Origin of the sequence: Heliomicrobium undosum (assembly GCF_009877425.1) — a bacterium.
Taxonomy (GTDB): Bacteria; Bacillota; Desulfitobacteriia; order Heliobacteriales; family Heliobacteriaceae; genus Heliomicrobium; species Heliomicrobium undosum.
In genome coordinates this window covers 15,061-36,436 of the sequence record NZ_WXEY01000027.1, presented here as the reverse complement: position 1 = coordinate 36,436, position 21,376 = coordinate 15,061, and the positions used below count along the sequence as shown (strand labels likewise).

Genomic DNA, 21,376 nt, shown 5'->3' with positions numbered 1-21,376 from the left:
TCATACTCCTATCCGGAAGAATAAACAGGACTTTCTCGTCCGTCATCCAGCGGAGGTCATTTACAATGCGGTCAATCTCACCCTGAACCCGCTGAAGCACAGCTACATGATACGTCATTGCAATGGTCTTCACTACCGCCGTCCACGGTCGACCACCAAGTACAGCCCATTCGAAATCGACAGATTCTCTAGCCAATCTAGCCGCCAACTGATTCGCCGTGAGGATCTTCAGCAGCACACTGTCTGTCTCCTTAGGAACAATCCCTCTCAGGTTATAGAAATACACCCCGGCCCTGGGCGGCGCCGGCCGATCTTCTTCATCCGATGGCGCAAAGAGTTCCCGGCTGGCCAGCAGGTGAAAGAGCGGTTCCTTTTCTTTGCCGTCACCAGACGGTTTTTCTTTTTCTCCAGTGAAAGGAACGACAATCTGGTGACGCTGCAGAAAACCGGCGCGCACCAGCGCATCCAGGTGACGGCGGGCAATCTCCATCCTTCCGTCGAAAGCCATGTGGGCCACCTGCCAGACAGTGGCATACCGGACGGATTGAAGCACCCGCTCAATCCGCCCCGCATATCCCTGCTTCTCGGCCGGCAGCAGGGTCAGGGGAATCCCCTGACCTGCCCCGTTCTTTGTCCAATGTACTTCCACTCGTCCACCGACGAGAAAAGGCATCCGATTCTTTTCCACCATTATTTGCGCTGACCTCCCCGGTTGGGATTGGGAACCACTGCCCAGATGCGGCGCTCCTGGGGATCAATCTTGCGGATCTGGACAACCAGTTCATCGCCAATCATCAAGCGCCGGTGGCGAGGATGGGGTACGAAGGCCGTCACGCCGCAGGCCAGAGTGACCAGGAACCCCGTTTCCATGGTCTTGGTGACACGGGCATGGTATTTCCCCTTGACCAGGTAGCGCCGGGTCACATGGTTCCACGGATCTTCCACCAGAGGCTTCAAGGAGACCTTGACGCTCTGCTTCTCCCGGTCCAGTTCGGTCACATGGACCCGCACCACGTCGCCCACCTTGAAGGAATCTCGCATGTCGGGGATGTAGGTGTGTCCGGCATCCTGGGGCTTCAACCAGACATAGACACCGCCCAGGTCTAGGTACGCCTGCACCCGGTTCACCTTGCGAACCACCGCATCACGGATCGCGCCCACCTTGAGTTCCTTCCAGGTGCGTTCGGCCATCTTCTCCAAGGCCCCCAGGCGGGAACCCACAACCAGGCCAGATTCCCTGTCGACGGCAATAACACTGAAGGCCACTTTGGCGCCGACCAGTTGCTGCAAGTCCCGCTCCCGAGTCATTCCGCTCAAGTGCATCGGGATGATCACCTTAATGTCATCGCCGGGCAAAGCGATCAGGCAGGGTTGTTCCGTCTCTTCGATTTTCCCGTCCTTACGCACCGGCATACGGTGCTTTTCAATGCCCCCCGCCAGGGCCTGGACGATCATGTCGTTCTGCTTGGCCCGGTAGATCTCCACCCAGGCGCTTTCCGCCGGCCGGCTATGTTCGTAGGAGAAGCCTTCCGGCCGGAACATGGTAATCAGGTTGGATGTCGTCATAATGAAAAACCCCTTTCAAATATTTTAGCGGCCCTCTGTTTGGGCCGCCTGCAGGCGCCGGATCTCCTCCAGCATTTCTTTGGGCAGTTTCGTCTTTCCGGCGCAGCCGGTTTCGATAAAGCCGGAGCACCCGGCAAACAATCCATGCTTGCTGTTGCGCAGAATCAGGGAGCGTCCACAGAGGGGACAGGTCCACCCCGGAATCCGCTTCCCCACCTTGAGTTGGGACACATCCACCGGAGGCATCGCCCCGGTGCTTTTTTGTTGCGGTACGTTCTCCTTCTGGGGTTCAATCGGCGGAACCGGAGCGGCAGGCGCTTCTGATGAAACGACGGGAACAGGCTGCGTGTTCGAGGTTGGGCCCCCAACTGCTAGATCATCGTCCAGAAACACGATTGGCTGTGCTTCCGGAATAATCGCCTCGGACGCCATAGCTACTTCCTTTTCACTGGTCGTCACCTCCTCATGTTTCTCTTCACCCGGTTCCGCTGGCATGGCGAGAACCTGTTCCCACCGTTCCAACTGGTCGATAGCCCGGCGAACAATGTCCTCCATCACCCGCGAGGCGGCTTTCTCCCAGGGCCAGCGGTTTTTCTCTCTGACCATCGAGTCAAGCCGGAATACCTCCCCTTTCAACCGGGCCGTTTCCTGGAGCAAATCCAACGCTTCTTCCTGGCTGCCGCCCTGGGCCGTATATGCCTCCATCCGTTCCTCCAACGCCCGGAACCGATTCAGGGCATCCCGGATGGGAGATACCGGCTTCTTCTTGTCGTTCTCCCGGATAAAGGAGCAGACACCCTCCCCCGGCGCCATGGGGCGACCGTTCTGGATTCGTTTGTGGATAATGTGGAAAGAATCCAACTCCATCACCTTTGTGTAATGGAATCGCGGTTCCAGCTTGGCGCTCTCCTGCACCCGCTCCGGAAAAACAGACGGCAGGATCGGGTGATGGTCGAAACTTTTCTTGGTGTCGATGACTTCCACCATGCCGCACTCCCGCTCAACCCACTTGGCGTCCGACTCCGGCAGGCCGCCAAACCAGATTTTGTTGCGCGTGTTGGCCAGGACCGTTTCCCGAAACTCCCGGCTGTCCGCCTTAAGCAACTGGGATGAGTTCTGCAATGCCAGCACGGCGGCGCAGCGGTACTTGCGGGCGAGGGTAAGGAAGCGGTCGAAGTCGGGGTTGATGTAGCGGGGAAACTCATCCACATAGAGTACATGGGGCGTTCGGGTCCATTCATCCCCGTCGCGCCGGAAGACGGCGTTCTGCATGTGCATCATCACAAACTGTCCGAACACGTCCCCCAATTTCCCCAGAGGTCCCATGGCCGTGTTGACGGCCAGCACCTGCCCGCCCCTCTCCAGGTGGTCATCCAGGATGATATCGGAGGGGCCGTTCATCACCCGCTGGAGCAGTTCGTTGGTTCCGATATCTGCCATCTGCTGCCGGAGGCCGGCGGCGAACTGGTAGAGCTTGTCCTGCATGGAGCCGAAGACTTCCGCATCGAAGTATTCCGCCAGGTCATCGTTGCCGCGGATCCGTTTATACAGGCTGACCGATTGTTGTAGTTCGTTGGTGTTGCGGAGGATGCGCATGACCGTCGTAAAGTCGATGTGATCGCCGTGGATGCGCTTGAGAAGCAGAACTGTATTTCTAGCCATGGTCTCCTGGACGGTGGCGAAGAAGGCCTCCTGCTTCCCGAACATGGACTTGAGAACTGCCCGGGTGGCCTCAGCCACGTCGTTGTCCTTGCCCTGCATGGTGTTGAATTTCTTCGTGTCGGGCCGTTCCGGGTCAACGTGGACGCAGGGGATGTTCAGCTTATCGCACTTCTCGGCAACCCACTCGGCAAGGTCACCGGAGGGCTCGATGAAGGTCAGGCCCAGTTTATGGCCATCAGCGATGCGTTGGAGGTCCTGATAGGCCATCGGCTTGATGATGCTGCTCGTCTTGCCGCAGCCGGTGGGGCCAAAGATGCCGGTATGCAAAAACCGGTCCTTCCCAGTAAGGGCGACCGGCTCATTTGTATCGACATCCTTGCAGATTTCCACGTCCATATAGGAAAGGTCTATTATCGTATTTGTTTTTCCCAGTGAAAGGAGAGTAGCAATCCATCCCTGCTGGCGGGCGGCATCGGTGATTTGCCGCATCCTGGCCTGCATCTTCTCCCCTTGGGACTGCCGGACGAAGACCAGCGTTATTCCGGTGGAGAGGAGCAGCGGCGGCGCCAAGGCGGCGATAACCGGGATGCGCCTTGCCCATCCCGACAGTGATGGGATTGCGGCCAGACGTTCCGCCATCGGCAGGGTGAGGCCCTGTGCGTAGGTGGATGCCAGCCATGTGATGTTGACGACCGTGGCCACACCGAACAGGCGCGCCGTTTGGTCATTTTTCTTTCGGTTTGCCAGATATCCGCCCGCAGCCAGTACCAGCAGGATCAGGGGGAAAAGCATCCGGTTCTGTTCCGGGAAAAACACACCCGCCGCGTATCCCCCCGAACTGATCAGGATCATGCCAATGGCTGCGTTGTTCATGCTCCATCCTCCGGCTCGAAGACCAGTTCAGACCACCGGAAGCGAATGGCGATGGCCTTCAGGGCGATGGTACGAAAGTCCTCGTCGAAGGTCGAGAACAAGTCTCGTACCGAAGGGCACTCCCATCCGTTGTACAGATGAAAGGCCAGTTTGAGCATGCACCGTTCGCCATGGGAAAAGTCCGCCTGTGACAGTACCTCCGGGATGATCTGGCGCTCCTTGAAATCATAGATTCGCGTCTGCATCCGTTTGAGTTTTGACACGCTACCCAGGATGTAAAACAGCGCCAGGCGTTCCCGGTCTCCACGGTTTGTGCTGTCCCGAGCCAGCATCTCTTGGGCGGCCCGAGGAATGAGGATGGTGTCGTCCATGTTTCTACCTCCCTTTATTAATTTGGCGTGGGATATCTACGGTTTCCTTACGTCCGTTTGAGTTCCCACCTCAATAAAAAATGCCGGGAAGCACACAAGTGGCTTACCGGCATCCTTTATGGCTATTTGTAGATCCGTGACAATATGCCCAAAAATATTGCTTTGTTTAAGAATAACTGGTTAAAAAAAAGTATGTTAATCTCCCACTTTTAACTACAAACTCATCGTCAATGAGCTGAGGACAACAAAAAAATTTTTTACACTCATTGCGTAACATTGCCTCAAACCTAATATTACAAGGGGGATTTAAAAATGAAGAGAATTTTCCCATCCATGGTCGGCCTGTGCTTGTTAGGCCTTGTATGCGACTTTCTTACATGGAGCATCGATTATTCACCAAGTAGCCTTGAACTTACTAGCATAATTAAACTGTATATCCAGCATCGGATAACATCAATTTTGGATATATTGGAACGCACGTTCCCAACGTGACATTCATGATACAATTAGCCCAAAGGGGGCGATTGTATGTTCGATTATCAGGAAGTTTCTCGGGTCTACCCCGACACCGATTGCGTCGAGTCCACAGTCACCACGCTGAAAGTCAGCATTGATGGCGGCCAGACATGGCACAAAATCTTTGTCGACCTGTCGGCAGATATCGAGCAATCGGGCCTGAAGCCGGGCTACCTCATCCTCCACCAGGGAGAACGGTATCGGGTGGCCGCCTGTGACGATGGCAGACTCATATTGGTCAGGGAGTCAAGCGGTAGGAAGCACCGTTCCGCTATCCAGCTATGAGCCAGTGCGGAGAAGCGATAAACATGACTCTATCCTTAGTGATTGCATTGCGTCAAAAAGCATGAAACCCCGGTCCTGATTAGGATGCCGGGGTTTCATCGTGTTTTCTCATCTCGTCGTTACCCTGGAAGCCGGCTCCTCTGTATCTCCTGGGCGTAATACTGACCCAGGACGCGGAGGGAACCGGCGATTTGTTTTTCCTGGCGCTTCTCCATCCAGCCGAAAAGCAGGTGCTTTACGTCCTTTTCGGCCCGGTTCAGAATGGCCTTTTCGACGGTGCTAGGTTCTCGACGAGCGAAGATGCGTTGAATCATGAACACCACTCCTTTGCAAGCTTTTGGAAATATCGCATATTCACTCGTTGAACCCCGAGTAATCCAAATGATATGCGATGAACCTGAAAAGTGTGTGAAACCAAGGTTTGGCCGGAGCAGTCAGATAAGACCGCTGAACCGCGCCACCCATTGCGGCATTTCTGGGCGCTCAACGAGTAATACCATGCTGAAGCAGATTGCGGCCACTTGCAAAAGCGGTTCGACACCCCACCATCGATGTCCCAATGTGATGGGGGTTCTGCTCTTTCCTTTCACTGGCCAAAACAATGGCACGCCCGATTCGTGAAGGACATCGCCGAGCACATGAGTAAGATAGCCGCTTCCAAGGGGATAAGCCCAGGCGGGCTCCACAAGGAGGGCCATGAGCGCAACAATAGGGAGCCCGACGACTAGGGAATGGGTAAATGTCCGGTGCGGATATCGCGCCGCCCCCATCAACCATATCCCACCCAGTACGCCAACCCCCGTTGGCGCCCCACCTGTCAATGCCAAGAGCAACGCCCCGACTCCCATCAGAAAGATGGCAACGGGGCGTAAAAAAACCGGCAGCGGAAGCAACCGGCGACTGATCACACTATTCGGTTCATCCAAATCCGGCAGCAGGCTTCCCAAAGCTGCCAAGCCAAGGGACAAAAAGAGTTCTTCTGTGCCGTCAACAGGCGGCAGCAATGCCAGTGTTCCGGCAATGCCAGCCGCCACATGGGTCTTAGCCTTGATTCGCCTTCCCCCCTATTCCTCCACGTCCAGGATGTCGGACAGGGGAATCTCCCGCTCATACTCCCCCTGCCGGATTCTCAGGCGCTTTCCCGCTCCCACGGGAATGCACTCAATCCACTCTCCTCTTTTTCCCTTGCGTACCCGTATTCGCAACGGCTCGCCTTGCCGCATGGCCTCGCATAGCAGCCGCTCCATCTCTTCCCGTCGTTCCTCCGAGGGCGCCGCTACCGGCTCCTCTTCCGTCATTGCAGCCCTTGCGGCTGCAGCCGTCCCAAGCCGGTGCTCCGGCAGGAGCATCGGCCGCCACAGGTAGTTCCTTTGGAAAAAAGCCTGCGTCTTTGCGTCCATCTGATCGCCTCCCTCCGTTAAGTGTAGCACGAAGGCTTCTTTTTGAGAACATACGTTCTAATATTCTGCGAACACTGTTCGATGTTGTCTCACTCGTCTTTCGACGAGTGTTATCCCTGTTCCCGTAGAAAGGTTCGAGTGATGGTCCGCAACAGTTCGGTTGGGCTCGTGTCGGCCTGTCTGGCAAGGTCGTAGAGGCGGTTGCGCTCCGATTCCGGAATGCCGAAGGCGACACGCTTGCTGGGTTCTGCATTGGCCCGCTGTGCTTGCCGCAGGGGCCGCTGGCGGGTGGTCTGTTCGGGTTGGGGACGCTCGGATAAAACCTCCACCCTGGCCCGGTCGAGGACAGCGGGGCTCAGGATGCCGAGATAGTTGGGGTGGTGGGCGACGATGACGCCCTCCCGCTCCCGTGTGTTCGGGTTGGCGATTCGGTTTTCCGCATGGAGCAGGTGGATGATGTCGCCCGTGGTGGCGTCGACGACGAAATTCTGCTCATCCTCGGTGACATACCGGGCGTGAACCTCTGCGCTCCGGGGCGGGCGCAGCGCCTTCTCCAGCAAGCCTTCTGCTGGCTTCTTTAGCCAACCGTTCAGGTGGGCCAGGAGGTAATCCAGGTGGGTGATGTGCAAGATGTGCAGAGAGCGCACGCCGGGGCGCTGTTGGAGCGGGAGGTTCAGGTATCCTTGAACGGTGTTCTGCCAGGTGTCCCAGTCCTTGCAGAGGACGGCCACGTCCAGCACGAGGCTCTTCTGTGCGGTGTCGGCAATCTGCCGGAAGGTGTTTCGCACCGGGTCGCCCTCGAAGATTTCGATGGTGTCCTCTCCGTCCTGTTCGATGCGCTTTCGTTTGGGACGCTTCCCTTCGGGCAACGGCGCCAGATACCAGATCAACATTTCCTGCTCCCCCCTTTGCAGGCCCCCGGCGGCCCACTGGAATTTGGCGGGCACATGCCACTGTTTCTTGACCTCTCGTGAGGAAAGCCACTGCCAATCGTCCATGCCGTATTCGTAGAGCCGGACGAAGATTTCGTTGATGTCCACGAGACGCCGAAGCTGGAACTTGTTCTCGGGGGCGTTGTCGTGCGCCCTGCGGTAGGACTCGTCCTCGTCGCCCTCGGTGGCAACGCGCATGCCGCGCCCGGTCAGGACGTAGCAGTTGGCTTCCCGGCCGGAACCAGAGCAACTGTTTCGCGTCCCCGGTTCTGCGCCCAGGTATTCGACCCGCAGGTAGCCTTCCTCGACCAGTTGGCTCAGTCGTTTCTGGTGATACTGCACCCGGCCCCCGAAGAAGCGCCGGTGGATCTGGTTCAATGTCAGAACGCGGTAACGAAGGATGCTTTTCAGTACGTCCCGGTCCCGCTCGGTAAGCGTGATTCCCTTGTGTCGGCCCATCGCTCTCTCCTTCCATTGCCGGTTGGGGTTGCATGGTCAGGCAGACGTGCCGCGTCCCCCGCTGTCGCGTGTGCCGCCGCACGTCTGCCGGGGCTTTGTTGCAGTGATGGGGAGGCGGCGGTGGGGGTGGGGGGAGTGTGGGGCGACACCTCGAATCGCTGTCGCGCTTCTCGGCGTCGCCCCGAAATGGGCTGTTTCGTTTCAGGAACCCCCCTTACTTCCTTTTCGCTCCCCCCTCTAGCCGGATGGGATATGATTCAAACCTGTACGAATAGGCATTTTTCAAGGCCTAGCGCCTTCTGTTTTCCCTCAAATCGCCGCTCAGCCGTAAAACACGTAAGACAAGGGCACAACCCTTGTCCAGCAAGCATTTCCGGCCGAAATCCTACGTTTGTGTCAAAGCGAAAATATCCCATCCTTTTAGGCTTTAGAAAAGGGGGTAGTGCAAGGACACTTGCTTTACCCGAAATTACAGGTAAAACGAGGTGGAAACCCTACCTTGTTTTTCTTATACGTTTAGGCCGTTTTTATCGCCTTAGTCGACCTGATTCCACGGGGTAGATTAAGGCTCAACCGCTGCCGTCAAGGAGCAAAGAAAGGCCTCTCCGACGGCTAATCCGTCCCGAATCACATAGATTTCCGTCCGTGGGTTTTCCGGGTCGTAGAAGCCCTGAACCATGTGCACCATCTTGTCCCAACTGTCGTCCACGGCCAACCGGCTAGAGACAACAGTGTCTAAGATGATGTTGATAGTGCGGTTGTCGGGATCCCAGCGGACGTTCGTTGGAACATAAAAATGAACCACAACCAGCGTCTTCTTCCAGGGGAGTCCGTCCGGCAGGCGTCTTTCTTCCTTCGCAATCCGGACAGCGCCTATCACATAGCCGACCCACCGTTCCCAGGCCGCCCTGTAAGCATTAGATTTCAAGTTCCCTTTCATGTCACAAAATGTTTCCAACCGTTCCGTCCGCTCTGGAACAGTAATCCGAATCACTCCATCCCGGATGACTTCGAGGTTCCCGCCGGGATAGGCAATTCGCAGCGGGTGTTGGTGCATCAACCGTTTAGCGGCCCAGGAAAACACGCTGTGTGTGGCCGACTGCGCAGGAGCCAGTGCGTGATCAAGAAAATCGGAGAAGGCGCGATAGATTTTGTCTTCGGATACTTCATCCTCGTTTTCCGCGATCACCTGTTCCATCCGGCTGATGCGGACCTTCAAGTCCTGCATGGTTTCCAAAAACAATGGGAAAGGTGGCTTGTCCATAAAGACCCTCCATTCATTAATGGCATCCTACCCAGCCCCTTATCAGGCAAAGGTTTTCGCATGTTGAGGTATACCTGCATTCCGGCGATTGACAGGCTTTCAGAGCCGAGGTATACCTAATGTTCCGTTTTCCCTTTATTTCACGGCTTTTGGCGGTATCCCAACGGTTTTTCGGGAGGTATACCGGATGAGGCTCTACGCCTTTCTGTATAAGGCGCGAGAGGGGTTACAGGCTTAACCGTCCCCATCATCAAGAAACTCCCCGAAAAGGTCTGTGAAGGGATTGTCCTCTTCCGGTAAAGGTGAGGACGGCTGCGCGATCACCCCATCCCGGCGGATTTCCTCAACGACACTCCGGATCGCAGCCAGTTCCGCCATGACCGCCTGGTGTTGGGCGTCCGCCTGTACGGCTCTCAGCAGCGTTTCCCGCAGCCAGACAGACCGGGTACCGTTGGGCATGTTCCTGAGTTTCGTATCCAGTTCGCATCCGTCCGGGATGCTGACAGTATACTTGGCCATAACTGTCCCTCATCACTTTTCGCCCACTTTTGCCGCCGCTTCCCTGCCTTCCTTCATCCGGGCCGCTTCCAGGTATCCCCGAGCGTTGGCCATCTGGGCATCATCCAGCAGATCAATGACCGGGTGCAAGTCGGCCAGATGATCGACGAGGGCTTCCCCGCCTCCGCCAGCCAGAAAGATGCGGCGGATCAGGTCCGCTTCCGACTTCCATGCCGACAGCACCCGGTTCCGGATCTCTCGGGCCACCTGGGCGCGCGCCTTGCGAATGCCATCTCGCAGGTCGATTTCCTTGCCCCGGAAGAACATCTTCCCCTCTTCCAGGATGCGGGGAATGTGCCGCTCCTCCAGGATTCGTCCGGTCATCTTGTTGAAAGCCTGCTGGAGCGGACGATAAATGCTGGACATGCCCACATTGGCGGTCCCGCAGAGTTCCTTCCGCAGCATGGGCCGCTTGTTCTGGCCGATCTCCACCACGGCAAAATCGGTCGTTCGGAAGCCCACGTCAATCAGGGCGAAGAGGTTGCCGGGCCGGGCCACCTCGTCAAACTTCGGCTTGTTGTTATCGTAGAGGGCCAGTTGCATGGCTGACAGCCCCTGCGGGATGATAGTCACATCAAGGAAGCGGACCGTGCGCGTCTCCCCCTGCATCGGGCCGCCAAGAAACTGAACCGTGGCGATGAAGTTGTTCAGGTAACGATGGAACTCCGCCTTCTGGGACTCGTATTCCTCCAGCGGAAGCCCGGTGGCCAGGTGAACCGGCATGATTCCCTGCGGCAGCAGCAACGCCGCTGCCGTGGCCATCAGCACCCGCGTTTCCGGCAGGTTGATCTTGTTCGCTTCCAGGGTGACGCTGGCGCCGGCCAGGCTCTCCTTCCTAGCCAAGTTGCCGACAAAGTAGTCCTCGTCGCCAATCTTGACATGGAGGGCATCCATGGACTCCGCATCCGTGCCGAACAGGTCGCTGTTTCGGTCGTGGCCGAGACCGACAAGGCTGGGGAACAATACCCGGCGACCGTTTTCGTTGATGCCCTTTACCTCCCCATAACCCAAATCAATGCCGATTTTGAACATACCTGTACCTCCTCAAAATGATTTCGTTTAAAAAAGAAAGACCCGGCACGCTCCCGGGTCACTCGGCTAACCGTTGATTCAGTTCATCTAGTTGATCAGCAGTGCGGACACCCTTTCCGGAATAGACAGTCTCTCCATCCTCGTCGAGGACAACAAAAAAGGGAATGCCGTTCATGCCAAACGTCTTGGCCAGATTCCGGTTCTCTTCTTGAGTGATGCTTAGTTTTTGAATATGTTTCGCTTCGGGGTGTTCTGATTGCCACTTCTCCAGAATCGGTGCCTGTTCCTGACAGGATGGACATTTGGGGGCGTAAAAGTATAGGATCGTCCCTTCCTTTTCCGGTTTACCAATCGCCGCTTTCGTCTCTGCCTCTGTCGGCGATTCCCCTGTTTTGAGTTGCTCATTGTTCACTGAGCACCCGACCAGTACCAGGGCCAGCCATGCGATTATAAACGCTGCCCTGATTTTTTTGACGCTCATTTCTACTACTCCCCCCTCACTCGTTCTGCTGCCGGACAAGGGAGGTAACAATCTCTTCAGGGTAACCGTATGTTCGCAGCTCCTCCGCCGCCTTGTCGGACATAAACGCAAATCGCCGGTAGTCCCTGGGTTCAGTCATGGCTGCGAACATATCGGCCGCGCCCACGATCAGCGCCATCGGTTCCTGAACAGTGGTCCCATTCGGGTAGCCCGACCCATCGGGCCTCTCGTGATGATTGCGGATAATCTCCAGGACAGTGGCCGGCGCGTCAGGCCAGAACTCCTGGACCAGATCAGCGCCGGTGTCCGGGTGACAACGGATAAAGCGCAGGTCCTGCTCTGACAGCACTGCAACCGCTTTCAGCCGGTTGGGCCACCCAACCTTGCCGGTATCGTGAAAGAAAGCCCCCAGGACCAATTGCTGTTCTCTGTCCTGATCAAAGCCAAATACCTCTCTGCCCACGATCCGCGAGTATGCGGCTACCCGGAGGGAGTGCTGAAAGAGTTGAGCATCCCAGTCCCGGATTCTCCGCATGAGCGCCCATCGCCCCGGACACCGGATGCTCTCCATCATCCAAAACAAAAACTGCTCCCAGGAATCTTCGTCTCCTCCCGTCTTAGCGACCGCCAGGCTTCTTGCCATCGACAAATTATCACGCCCTTTCTTTTAACGAACAAACCGGCTCAACTCCCCGGAGTTAATCCGGGGCGCATCCGTCAGCACATTGACGGTCATCGTGGTCTCCCCGGCAAAGGTCATCCGCACCTTTGCCTCGATTCGGATGAAGGCGGCGGGATGACGTACAGGTTGGTTATGGGGCGCCGGAGTAACAGCGTCCAGGTAACCGGACGCATCGTAGTTGTAGGTGATGTACTCCTTGATCATCGAGGAGGGATTGGCGACCCGGTCCACATAGCGAAGCGCCTCCACCTCCCGTTTCCAGGCGTCCTCAAATCGTTGCCGAGTTGATTGGAGTCCCATGACGGCGCTGCCGGAACCGTCCATCTCAATTTCAAGTTCGGCCAATCTGTTCCGTTTCACACTCCCGAAACTGGCCATCAACGCATGGTCAGCAGCGTTATAGACGGCCCGGTATTTGACCAGATACTCTACCACCGTCAGAGCGGATACAAACCCGAGCAGAAGAAGGATGACGATCATCAGCCCCACCATCGACGTTCCGCCACCACGGCAATCTGACAGGTATCGCCGCATCATCCCCCACCCTCCCGCTCGTGGGTCGTCGCCACGCTGGACAGGACGGGCGATTTTAACGTGACCGTCCGGGTCTGGGAAGAAACAAGGAGGTTGTTCAGGGTAATGCGGTCATAAGTTACCGTGTAGTCCAGTTGCACGGCCACCCGTTCCCCGTACTCGGCCCGCTTGGCCGCCTCTTTGATCGATCCATCATCCCGCATGGCTTGGAATCGTATGTTCAGCTTGTCGGGATCCATTCCCACGCTCATGGCCCGGCTCCGAATGTCGCTTTGCGCTGCTTCGTCCAGTTCACCCCTCGACTCGGCGAGGATGAGGGCATACCGGGCGAGAATACCCACTTTGTCGTTCATACGGCTGAGTTGAATCGGCTCTACCATCGCCATGGCGAAAAAGGCGAGAATGATGGCAACGACAGCAAAGGTGAGGGCTTCCCCGCCGCCACGGGTATCCAGGAGGAACCGCCGCAACATTTCCCGCAATGCAATTCCCCCTTTCACCGGGCCACCAGATTCCGCAGCCGGTCGATTAAGCCGCCCGATTGCCGCGCCTGTGGACAGAGCCGATGAACAATCCGGGCGATCTCTTCTCCAAAGTCAGCGTCTGCTTGACTTGGAATCTTCCCCTGGTTGATAGCCCTCTGAATCTTCATGGACCAGCGAACCGTATTCACGATACTGGCGCCCAAAAAAGCCTGGGCCTCATTGAGGTCGATTCCTTCCTTTCCCGTCACCCGGTTGAATATCTGCCAGACATCCTTCGGTTCATGGATGATGTTTCTCGCCTTGAGCTGGTTGAGCCATCGTGTCGTGTCATGGAGAGTGGCCGTGTCGTAGTTGGTTACGCAGATGAGTTTGGTCGCGTAGCGGAAGGCCTCCAGGGTATGCACATGCAGGTTGGCCCCGGTGTCAACCACCACATAATCAAAAAAGCGCGGCAGATTCGTCAAAATCTTTCGCGCCAAGCTGGGGTCAATAAAGGATTCATCGAAAACTCCGGGCGGGCTGGCGAGTACATAAATCCCGCTGGAATGCCGTTGCATCACCTCTTTGACAACACTTTCCCGGATGACTTCCGGTGAAGAACGAAAAGCCAGCAGGTTCCTCTCCGGCGTCAGTTGCAACTGCGCGGGCACATCCCCCCAGGGCACGTCGAGATCAGCCAGGGCCACGCTCTGCCCGGTCAATTGATGGATCGTTGCGGCCAGGTTGACGGCGATAACGGTCTTTCCAGACCCGCCCTTTGGCGACCCAACCACAATCAATTCCTTGGCCAGCGTGGTCCCGGTCAGCGACCGAAGAGATTCGCCGGGTATTTCCGTTCCATCCTTGCCTTTGGGCTGAAGGGCATCGTCGATGGGATTCTCAGCAGACAGGGGAATCGGACAGGTCTTCTCCCCCGCCAGCACCGCATCGATGCAACCGGGCGTCAGCGGAAGAGTCAACAGGGCCACATCGTAGAGGCCCGCCTTCCGCATCAGGTTAAGGTTGGCTTCTTCGGCAATAAGCGCCGTTTGCACACCCGTCGCCAGCAGGTGTTCCAGCAGCGAATCATCGGCATACGCGTCGAGCAGCACCAGCCGGGGCGCAACACTCTCCGTCTGGCTGTACACCTCATTCAAGTTAACGGGGATGATCAAAAACCGGTCCTGGAGGGTGTCAACAACTTTCTGCCGTACGCCCGGATGGGGATGGCCGACAAGGATTCGATACATCATGCTCCTCCCTTCTGTTGCTCATTGGGCAACTCTCTTTGCGGCCGGCTTGGCAACCGTCCCGGTCAGGCGCTCGGCGATCTTCCCGAAACACCCGCGCAGAGGCGGTTCCAGGGCAACTGTCGGCTTGGCAAGGGCGATACTGAGCAGCGCCTGCGGCGTTTCAGGGACGTAGATCGCTTGATAGTCTCCGAGCAGAGGCTGAATGTGCGCCTGCAGTTCCGGGCGGCTCCGGTTTACGACCCAGGCCGCCTTGTTATCCGAAAGAACCGCCTCTGCTGAAGCCACGGCGTCAATATGGCGAACATCGGGATCAACGACTAGCAGATGATGATCTGCCAGTTCCTCCGCCTGTGCAGCCCACTCGTGGGCATTCCAAAACCGAGAATCCGGCGGCAGGTCCAGGATGACGATATCGGCTTGAATACGGGAAACGACCGTATCCAGCGTGGTTTCGGCAGGAACCTTCCAGGCTGGACCGGCTCCAAACACCTGTAACCTGGGCGACCATCGAGGACGCTGGCCTTCCGCCTCTCCCTGGAGAAGGCCGGGCAGATTTCTTTTCCGGATATTCAGCCAGGCACAGGCCCCCTGGCTCCTAAAGTCCAGGTCCACAAGCGCCACTTCCCGTGTTACAGAAAGCGTGGCCGCCAGATTGACGGCGACAAAGGTCTTGCCTGACGAGAAGGGACTCAGCACCGCAATGACCGTCTGCGCCCGTTTAGGAGCAGGCGGCGTGATCTGCGCCTGAAAGTCCCGGAGGCAGATGCCCCCTTCGCATATTTCCGGCGGTTGAGATACGGACGGCTCCCCCGGCTCAGCCTTTTCACCTCGCAGGAACGAGGGCAGTCGGACAATCTTCTCTTTCACCGGAAGGGACTGCGGCGGTGTTTCCGCTTCCCCTACCTGTTCTGTCCTGTCCGACTTGCCCTCATCAGTTGGCTGTTCCCTCTCTTCCCGACCGAACATGGCCTCCCGGTATGTGGCCGGAACGTCAATGGCCTGCTTGATCTTCCTGGGCGTCACCGGGTTGTAGAGAATGTCATAGACCCCACAGGAAATGGCGTGAGTGATCAGGGGGTCTTTCGGCTCCAATGAGCCCGCCAACAGGATCACACGGGCGCCGTTCAGGCGAAGCGCAGAAATGATCGGCTGCAAGTCCTCCGCTCCGGGAAGAAAAGCCGATAACAGGACAATATCCGGCTTTTCCGTACCCGCCACCACCAGCACCCCTTCCCGGTACCCGGCCCATACGGTTTGGCTATCAGGGAATTTTCCCACCGCATCGTCAATTTGCCTGACACCTGTGGCCAACAGGATCTTCATACACACTTACCTCCTCTCTTCTGTTTAAAAGCAAAAAGCCCGGAGGCCGAAGCGCTCCGGGCATTCCTGCTATTGGGGATTGACCACACGACGCGGTTTCACTAGGTCATAGACACTGTATTTCACCTCGAATTGACGGATATCCCCGAGTTTCTGATCCGGCGCAAAGGAGTTTCGCTGAACCAAAAACCGGGCCGGGTACTGTCCGTCCGGCGTCCACACGTTTACGATAAATTTCCCTTTCCAGGTGTTCTTCCGGCTGCCAACCGGCTGGTCCGGTGTCATCGGAATCCGCACGTAGTCTACGCCGCCAATGCGGTCCGTCGGCTCGGGACTCGGCTCCCGCCCTTTGTCGGGCGGAAGCATCTCGTCTTCCTCGACGACGATTTTGGCCGGTACCAGCAGCCAAGCCTGTTCTGCCCACCAGTCGGTGGAGACAGACGCTGAGATTCTCTCCCCAGCCAGACCGGGGTTGGGCGAAAGAGAGCCGTCTAGGATTTCCAGCGGGGCGATGACTTGCAATGTCTTCTCGGCCCATCCAGACCAGAGGCCCCAACTATCTTTCACCCGAAGGCGGATGGGGTAGTTTCCGGTCGTGTCCAACCGTGGCCAAGACGGATTCTGCACGCCTGAATAGGCGGCGATGACGCTGCCGTCCGGGCTGCGCAGTTCCCACAACCAGTCTGTGATGGCGTCCCCATCGGGGTCGTAGGACAAATCCGTTGTGGCATATGGTTGCGTGACAAAGCAAGGATTCGGTTGGATGGAGAAATCGGCCACCGGCGGCCGGCTGTCGGGAAGCACCGGGATGGTACGGGTATACGGCGTGGACCATGCCCCGTACTGGTCCTTTACCTCAAGCGTCACCGTGTAGTTGCCCAGCGCCAGGAAAGTGAATGTCAAATCCGGCCCGCCTGAAGTGTGGACAGCGCTGTACAGGACGCTCTCCGCCGCGTTCTTGACCGTCCACTTGTACGCCACGATAGTGTCGTTATCGGGGTCCCAGCTTGCGTTTGTGAAGAGCACCGGGCGCTTTAGCACCGCCGGATAAGGGTTTACGTTGAACATCGCCACAGGCGGCGCATTCAGCACCGGCACGGTCTTGTTCGTCCAGTCGCTCCAGTACCCGAACTCGTTCATGACGCGCAGGGAGAAGATCCAGTTTCCCGGCGTCGGGATGGAAGACGGCAGTGTTCTGTAGGTCCAGTCCGTTGCCCCTTCCGGTTTTAGCCGCCATTCCCGCTGCACAATGCCGTGATTCGGGTGGCTATAGATGTCGTCACTGTATGACTTGTCCGTCACCGAAATCGGCCTGCCGTGGTACACCGCCGGAGCATCGAAATCAGCTACAGGCGGCCGCAGCACCAGGATCTGCCCCGCGACCTCGTTGGACCATTTCTGGTAGCGGCTGTTGAGCGCCGCGTTCGCGCTGGGGTTATCTTGCACCTTGTAGCGAATATCGTACAGACCGGGTTTGTCAAACCACATGGGCGGCGCCGTCAATGACTGAGCGGACTTATCCCACAGGCCCCAGTCCCGTTCCACCAGACCCGTCGAGGCATCCCAGGGATGGTGAACGAACGTCCACCGCCGCGTCCCGCTGGTGATGGGGTCGTTTTCGGGATCACTCTCGATAGCCTGGATGGTGACCGGCTGATATACGAGAACCGTATTGAAGCGGGTGTTCTTTTGGTCGAACAGTCCCAGAATCGCATCCTCAATAGGCTGCATCGGTATCCGCATATCGTCATTGATGGTTTCCTGCCTGCCCCCGGTGTTCCGGTATAACCAATTGGGAACCACCGCAGTGCCGGAGGGACCGATGACATAGAGCCGGATTCCCTGCGTATTCAGGTAGTTGGCAACATCGTTAAAGGTGACGGAACCATCCTCCTGGATCGGCTGTTCGCAAGAGAGAACCGCGTACCGGGCGGAACCGGGAGTGAATGTCATCGATTGTAGAGCGTTCAGCAGGTCCTTTGAAGTCAGGCTCTCGATAAAGGACCAGTAGTGTCCCTGATCCCCCTGCATTAGCACCCGTCGGCTCCCCTGTACGACCTTGGTGATGTTTTCACCCGGATAGGGCCAGACTTTGGGCGTTGCTGAAGCTGATTTTTTGGGAACGACTGTGGCCTGATAATACTCGCCGGATTGATTCAGGTTCCAGGGGATATACAGGGAATTCATCTGGTTCAAGGCGTTGACGGTTTCCCAGTTCCGGTAATTCTGTGGGACCTTGCCGACGCTTTGCGGGTTATCCGCATCAGCAACACGTGCGATGCTGCCCCACCCATAGGCTGCCGTTGTTCCAGGATAACCCCAGTAACTGGTGTTCTTCGCGTATGACCAGTTGATGTAGTCGGTCCAGGAATCGCTGTAATAGAAGGTGAGGTAGCCTGAATCACCGTCAGGGATGCTGATATAGGCAAAAGGCGCGTTGTAGCCCCCAAACCAGTATTCTCCACGACCCGGAATGTTGATCGTGTTTTGATACAACCCATAGTTGACGAATGTCCCGATTTGGTTTTCCGCAGGGAGATATTTGGGAGTCTCGTAACTGAACCAGGATTGTAAGGAACCCGTTGGGGCGCCGGTAATACCGTTCAGCTTAATCAGTTGGTTTCCATGACCTGATGAGTAACCTCCGGTCGGGTAATACAATTGAACCGTGTCGTCATCCAGGACAGTGATTTGGGTTCCAGCCTGGCATGCCTTCTCCCACCGTATTGAGCCGGAACTTGTTATGTTTACAACACGGTCCCCGGTCCACTTGTAGTAGGGCCAGCCGTCCCCGCTCCACAGGGAGTATTGTTTAATTGACATCACCACGGAACCATCAGAAAGCATCGCCATTTGGCCGACATCTTCGTAGTTTTCCAGGGTGTCGACCGGTTTCCAATACCCGCCATAACCAGTATCCACCCAGGTTTGTCCATGGGTAGCCCGCACGGTAAAAGGGATTGTCGCGGTCGACCAAGTTCCATTTGGAAACAAGAACGCGACTTTCGCATACGTTCCCACCGTAACCTTTTTCGGCTCGCTGCTTTCGAGCATCCCCCATTCCGAACCGCCCACGCCAGCAAAGGCGTAGTAGTCGTCTTTTTTATCCGAGAAGGTGGCATTGATAATGGGGTCCACCCCCCAGGGCCATTGTCCCTTGGCCTCTCCGGTCACCCCGATATACTGCGTTTTGGACTGATAGGGAACCCCCAACGCTGCCAGTTTCGCCTGAATAGAGGAACTCGCCTGATTAAGCGTTGCAATCTTGGTATCCTTGTTGGTCATCGTCCCGTTGAGATAAAGCACTTCAACCTTTGAAGGTGTCTTGTTAATCTGAAAGTCCACATGCGGCGGAAGATTGCCCACTTCCACTACCTTCTGACTCAGAGGCTTTCCGCTTGTGTCGGCCGAAAGCGTCAGCCGGGGCGCTTCATTAAATAAGTAGCCTTTCCAGACCTGCAATTCGACCCGGAACATGCCCACCTGCTTGGCCCGAATCACCGGCGTCCGGTCATTGGTTCCGTTGACGATAAAATGAGCGTTAGGGTTCTCCGGGGTATTGGCTGGAACCTCCGTTTCGTACACCCCGTCGCCGTCGCTGTCATAGTACAAAGACCATTGCCGCTTGAGGATGCTGTCTCCGGCCGCCCCGTCAAGCCCCTGCACATAGGAGCCATCCTGGACGTGGATTTCGGTGTCGTCTACAACGAAACGCAATGACTGGCTGTCTACCGCAAAGTCGGCCACAGGCGGAGTATCCGGTCGCACATTGACAATCTTCTCGGCCCACATGCTTTCTTTGCCGCCGGAGTCTGTCACCTTCAACCGGATCTTCCAGTCACCCAGCACATCAAAGAAGGGATTGGGATCAACCCCGTTGGTTGGAGGAACCTCTTGTGTCCCCTGCCAGACAACCTTGCCTGAAGGGTTGATAATCTCCCACTGGTCTTTCGTCCAGTCGATGGTACGGCCCCCGAAAGCTTTTGAGAGATAAGGAGTAATCGTCAACGGATGCTTGACAATGATCTGTTCCCTGTTGACGGTGATTACGGCGATGGGATTGCTACTAGCTACAGGCACAGTCACTGTAGCAGTGGACTTCTCCCCATCCTGGTCCGTGACGGTTAGGGTGACATTGTAGGCCCCCGCCTGATCCCACTGGACCGTTTTGTTGCCCTCTCCTGTAATGCCCTCCTGCCCATCCACCTTCCAGTCCCAACTGACGATTTTCTCGCGGGGCTCTCCGGGATGATAGCTTTGATCCTGGATCGTGACGAAATCGCCCTCTTTGGGCGTCTTCGGAGTAAAATCCAGTTTTGCAACGGGAGGGTGATTGGGTGGGGGCATGACCGGTACCAACTTGGTCCGGGACGCCGTTTTGCCTTTCTGGTCTTCCACCTTCAGCGTGACCTTGTAAACGCCTTCCTTGTTCCATGTGTAGGAGGCGCCGATCTTCGGCACGCCAGCGGGGTTCTGTTGAACCACCGGATCTGCTTTCCCCTCAATGGTCCAGGTCTTCTTCACCAGAATTCCATTCGGGTCGTGGTGGCCCGATTGGTCGATGAAGTCCACCTGTTCCCCTACGCTGGACTCGGCGGGAGAGGCAACAAAATCAGCGTAGGGATCTCCGACAGAGCCGGTTGGTCCGGCAGTCTCAGTCGGAGGAGGAGTTGTCTGTTGCCCCGGCCCAGAGACAAAAAAGTCAATCGTTTGAATCTGAGCCAAACGGTTGACCGTATCTCGGGCCAGCATTTCCATTCGGTAATTGCCAGCCTTATCAAATTTGTAGGTTAACTGCTTCGTTTCAGAGTTTTGGAAAGGCTGCGGAGAAACATAGAGGTCTTGTCCGTTAATGCGTACCTTAATCCTGCCCTTTTGCACCCAGGCATTATAGGCAGATGCCTTTGCCTCAACAGTGACAGATCCGCCAACCTTCAACTCCCGGCCGCCGGAAACGATGTTGAGACCCGCTTCGGGAAAAGCTGTCGTTGCTAACCCATGTACGGAAGGATTCATCGCATCCCAAGGCACACCATCTGGAATCCAGGCCCCACACAGCACATACAGAAGTGAGAAGTCAACGCATTCAACCGAATCGCCTGTGACCAGGTTGTTCACTGCAAAATACAGGTGGTCGCTAAGAATCTTCTCGTCCACCCATTCCGCATCGCCGTTTAGCTTTTGCGCCCACCATCGCACATCTATGCGAGGTACGATTAGCCGGCCCGCTGGCGGCGGGTTCTCGAAGGGAAGGTCGATGTTGTAAATTTTTTGTGGGCTTTCGACAATCTTGTATCTATAGCCCTCCCCATCGAGAAACACCGCATCAACATTCGACAGCCTATACGTCCCCGAGGGGATTGCGATCACCTCGGGATGAATGTCGGGATCGTTGAAACTGTGGCCTTCCACCTGAACGAGATGGCCGCCTTGGGGCTTGTAGTAAGTGAATTTGCCATCCGGTTTGGCGCCCTGCCAGGATGCGGGAAAATCAGCCCAGGCTTGTGGCGGCGACAAGGAAAATAAGGCGCACAGGCAGAATGCCAAGCTGGCCACGACGGCTCCAATTCGACGCAACATCTTCTTTTTTCAACTCCTTTGCTGTTTTCATCTCCCCTTTCATCGAGCTTTCATCTTGCAATCAAGGGCACCACCCCCTCGCAAATAGCAATGAAAAAACCCCCTTCCTGCAACATGGCTGGAAGGGGGCCCGTCATTCAA

Annotated in this window: 20 protein-coding genes; 1 reads left to right on the top strand and 19 read right to left on the bottom strand. The window is 56.6% G+C overall.

The genetic code is table 11. From position 1 onward, the window contains the following. The 4 genes from GTO91_RS15865 to GTO91_RS15850 all read right to left on the bottom strand — a co-directional run. The coding region (locus GTO91_RS15865; RefSeq protein ID WP_161259709.1) for a hypothetical protein at nucleotides 1-691 on the bottom strand (691 nt) is incomplete at its 3' end. Next, complete coding sequence (locus GTO91_RS15860; RefSeq protein WP_161259708.1) at nucleotides 691-1,566, bottom strand: S1 RNA-binding domain-containing protein; 876 nt, start codon at nucleotides 1,564-1,566, stop codon at nucleotides 691-693. The genes GTO91_RS15860 and GTO91_RS15865, both read right to left, overlap by 1 nt. A 24-nt stretch (nucleotides 1,567-1,590) precedes the next feature. Continuing rightward, complete coding sequence (locus tag GTO91_RS15855) at nucleotides 1,591-4,101, bottom strand: type IV secretory system conjugative DNA transfer family protein (protein WP_161259707.1); 2,511 nt, start codon at nucleotides 4,099-4,101, stop codon at nucleotides 1,591-1,593. Next, complete coding sequence (locus GTO91_RS15850) at nucleotides 4,098-4,472, bottom strand: DUF6075 family protein (RefSeq protein WP_161259706.1); 375 nt, start codon at nucleotides 4,470-4,472, stop codon at nucleotides 4,098-4,100. Before GTO91_RS15850 ends, GTO91_RS15855 begins: the two co-directional genes overlap by 4 nt. 528 nt (nucleotides 4,473-5,000) lie before the next feature. Between GTO91_RS15850 and GTO91_RS15845 the strand changes: the two genes are divergently transcribed. Next, nucleotides 5,001-5,273 carry a hypothetical protein gene (locus GTO91_RS15845; RefSeq protein ID WP_161259705.1) on the top strand — a complete coding sequence of 91 codons (273 nt, stop codon included), beginning with the start codon at nucleotides 5,001-5,003 and terminating at the stop codon, nucleotides 5,271-5,273. Nucleotides 5,274-5,392: 119 nt separating this feature from the next. Here GTO91_RS15845 and GTO91_RS15840 read toward each other — a convergent pair whose 3' ends face one another. The 15 genes from GTO91_RS15840 to GTO91_RS15770 all read right to left on the bottom strand — a co-directional run bounded on the left by GTO91_RS15840 (nucleotide 5,393) and on the right by GTO91_RS15770 (nucleotide 21,296). Next, complete coding sequence (locus GTO91_RS15840) at nucleotides 5,393-5,587, bottom strand: hypothetical protein (RefSeq protein ID WP_161259704.1); 195 nt, start codon at nucleotides 5,585-5,587, stop codon at nucleotides 5,393-5,395. 120 nt (nucleotides 5,588-5,707) lie between these two features. Further along, nucleotides 5,708-6,325, bottom strand: a complete 618-nt coding sequence (locus GTO91_RS15835) for a metal-dependent hydrolase (protein WP_407929536.1) — start codon at nucleotides 6,323-6,325, stop codon at nucleotides 5,708-5,710. Nucleotides 6,326-6,337: 12 nt separating this feature from the next. Next, nucleotides 6,338-6,673 (bottom strand): hypothetical protein, encoded by a 336-nt coding sequence (locus GTO91_RS15830; RefSeq protein WP_161259702.1) that lies wholly within the window; start codon nucleotides 6,671-6,673, stop codon nucleotides 6,338-6,340. A gap of 110 nt (nucleotides 6,674-6,783) precedes the next feature. Beyond that, entirely contained in the window at nucleotides 6,784-8,064 is a 1,281-nt protein-coding gene (locus tag GTO91_RS15825; protein WP_161259701.1) for a replication-relaxation family protein, read from the bottom strand. A 562-nt stretch (nucleotides 8,065-8,626) separates the two neighbouring features. Beyond that, nucleotides 8,627-9,328, bottom strand: coding sequence for a hypothetical protein (locus GTO91_RS15820; RefSeq protein WP_161259700.1), 702 nt, complete (start codon nucleotides 9,326-9,328; stop codon nucleotides 8,627-8,629). 234 nt (nucleotides 9,329-9,562) lie between these two features. After that, nucleotides 9,563-9,847 (bottom strand): hypothetical protein, encoded by a 285-nt coding sequence (locus tag GTO91_RS15815; RefSeq protein WP_161259699.1) that lies wholly within the window; start codon nucleotides 9,845-9,847, stop codon nucleotides 9,563-9,565. Nucleotides 9,848-9,859: 12 nt separating this feature from the next. Beyond that, complete coding sequence (locus tag GTO91_RS15810) at nucleotides 9,860-10,918, bottom strand: ParM/StbA family protein (RefSeq protein WP_161259698.1); 1,059 nt, start codon at nucleotides 10,916-10,918, stop codon at nucleotides 9,860-9,862. 58 nt (nucleotides 10,919-10,976) lie between these two features. Further along, nucleotides 10,977-11,399, bottom strand: coding sequence for a TlpA family protein disulfide reductase (locus GTO91_RS15805; RefSeq protein ID WP_161259697.1), 423 nt, complete (start codon nucleotides 11,397-11,399; stop codon nucleotides 10,977-10,979). A 16-nt stretch (nucleotides 11,400-11,415) separates the two neighbouring features. Beyond that, on the bottom strand, nucleotides 11,416-12,042 hold the full coding sequence (locus tag GTO91_RS15800) for an HD-GYP domain-containing protein (protein WP_235919645.1): 627 nt from the start codon (nucleotides 12,040-12,042) through the stop codon (nucleotides 11,416-11,418). Nucleotides 12,043-12,066: 24 nt separating this feature from the next. After that, nucleotides 12,067-12,618, bottom strand: a complete 552-nt coding sequence (locus GTO91_RS15795) for a hypothetical protein (protein WP_161259695.1) — start codon at nucleotides 12,616-12,618, stop codon at nucleotides 12,067-12,069. Continuing rightward, on the bottom strand, nucleotides 12,615-13,097 hold the full coding sequence (locus GTO91_RS15790) for a hypothetical protein (protein ID WP_161259694.1): 483 nt from the start codon (nucleotides 13,095-13,097) through the stop codon (nucleotides 12,615-12,617). The genes GTO91_RS15795 and GTO91_RS15790 overlap by 4 nt, the downstream gene beginning before the upstream one ends. A 14-nt stretch (nucleotides 13,098-13,111) precedes the next feature. Next, the gene (locus tag GTO91_RS15785) at nucleotides 13,112-14,332 is read right to left on the bottom strand and encodes an AAA family ATPase (RefSeq protein WP_161259693.1); all 1,221 of its coding nucleotides are present in this window, start codon (nucleotides 14,330-14,332) and stop codon (nucleotides 13,112-13,114) included. An 18-nt stretch (nucleotides 14,333-14,350) separates the two neighbouring features. Further along, nucleotides 14,351-15,655, bottom strand: coding sequence for a hypothetical protein (locus GTO91_RS15780; protein ID WP_161259692.1), 1,305 nt, complete (start codon nucleotides 15,653-15,655; stop codon nucleotides 14,351-14,353). Between the two features lie 69 nt (nucleotides 15,656-15,724). Continuing rightward, nucleotides 15,725-21,202 carry a PKD domain-containing protein gene (locus tag GTO91_RS15775; RefSeq protein ID WP_161259691.1) on the bottom strand — a complete coding sequence of 1,826 codons (5,478 nt, stop codon included), beginning with the start codon at nucleotides 21,200-21,202 and terminating at the stop codon, nucleotides 15,725-15,727. Next, nucleotides 21,147-21,296 (bottom strand): hypothetical protein, encoded by a 150-nt coding sequence (locus GTO91_RS15770; RefSeq protein ID WP_161259690.1) that lies wholly within the window; start codon nucleotides 21,294-21,296, stop codon nucleotides 21,147-21,149. The genes GTO91_RS15775 and GTO91_RS15770 overlap by 56 nt, the downstream gene beginning before the upstream one ends. Nucleotides 21,297-21,376: the final 80 nt, after the last annotated feature.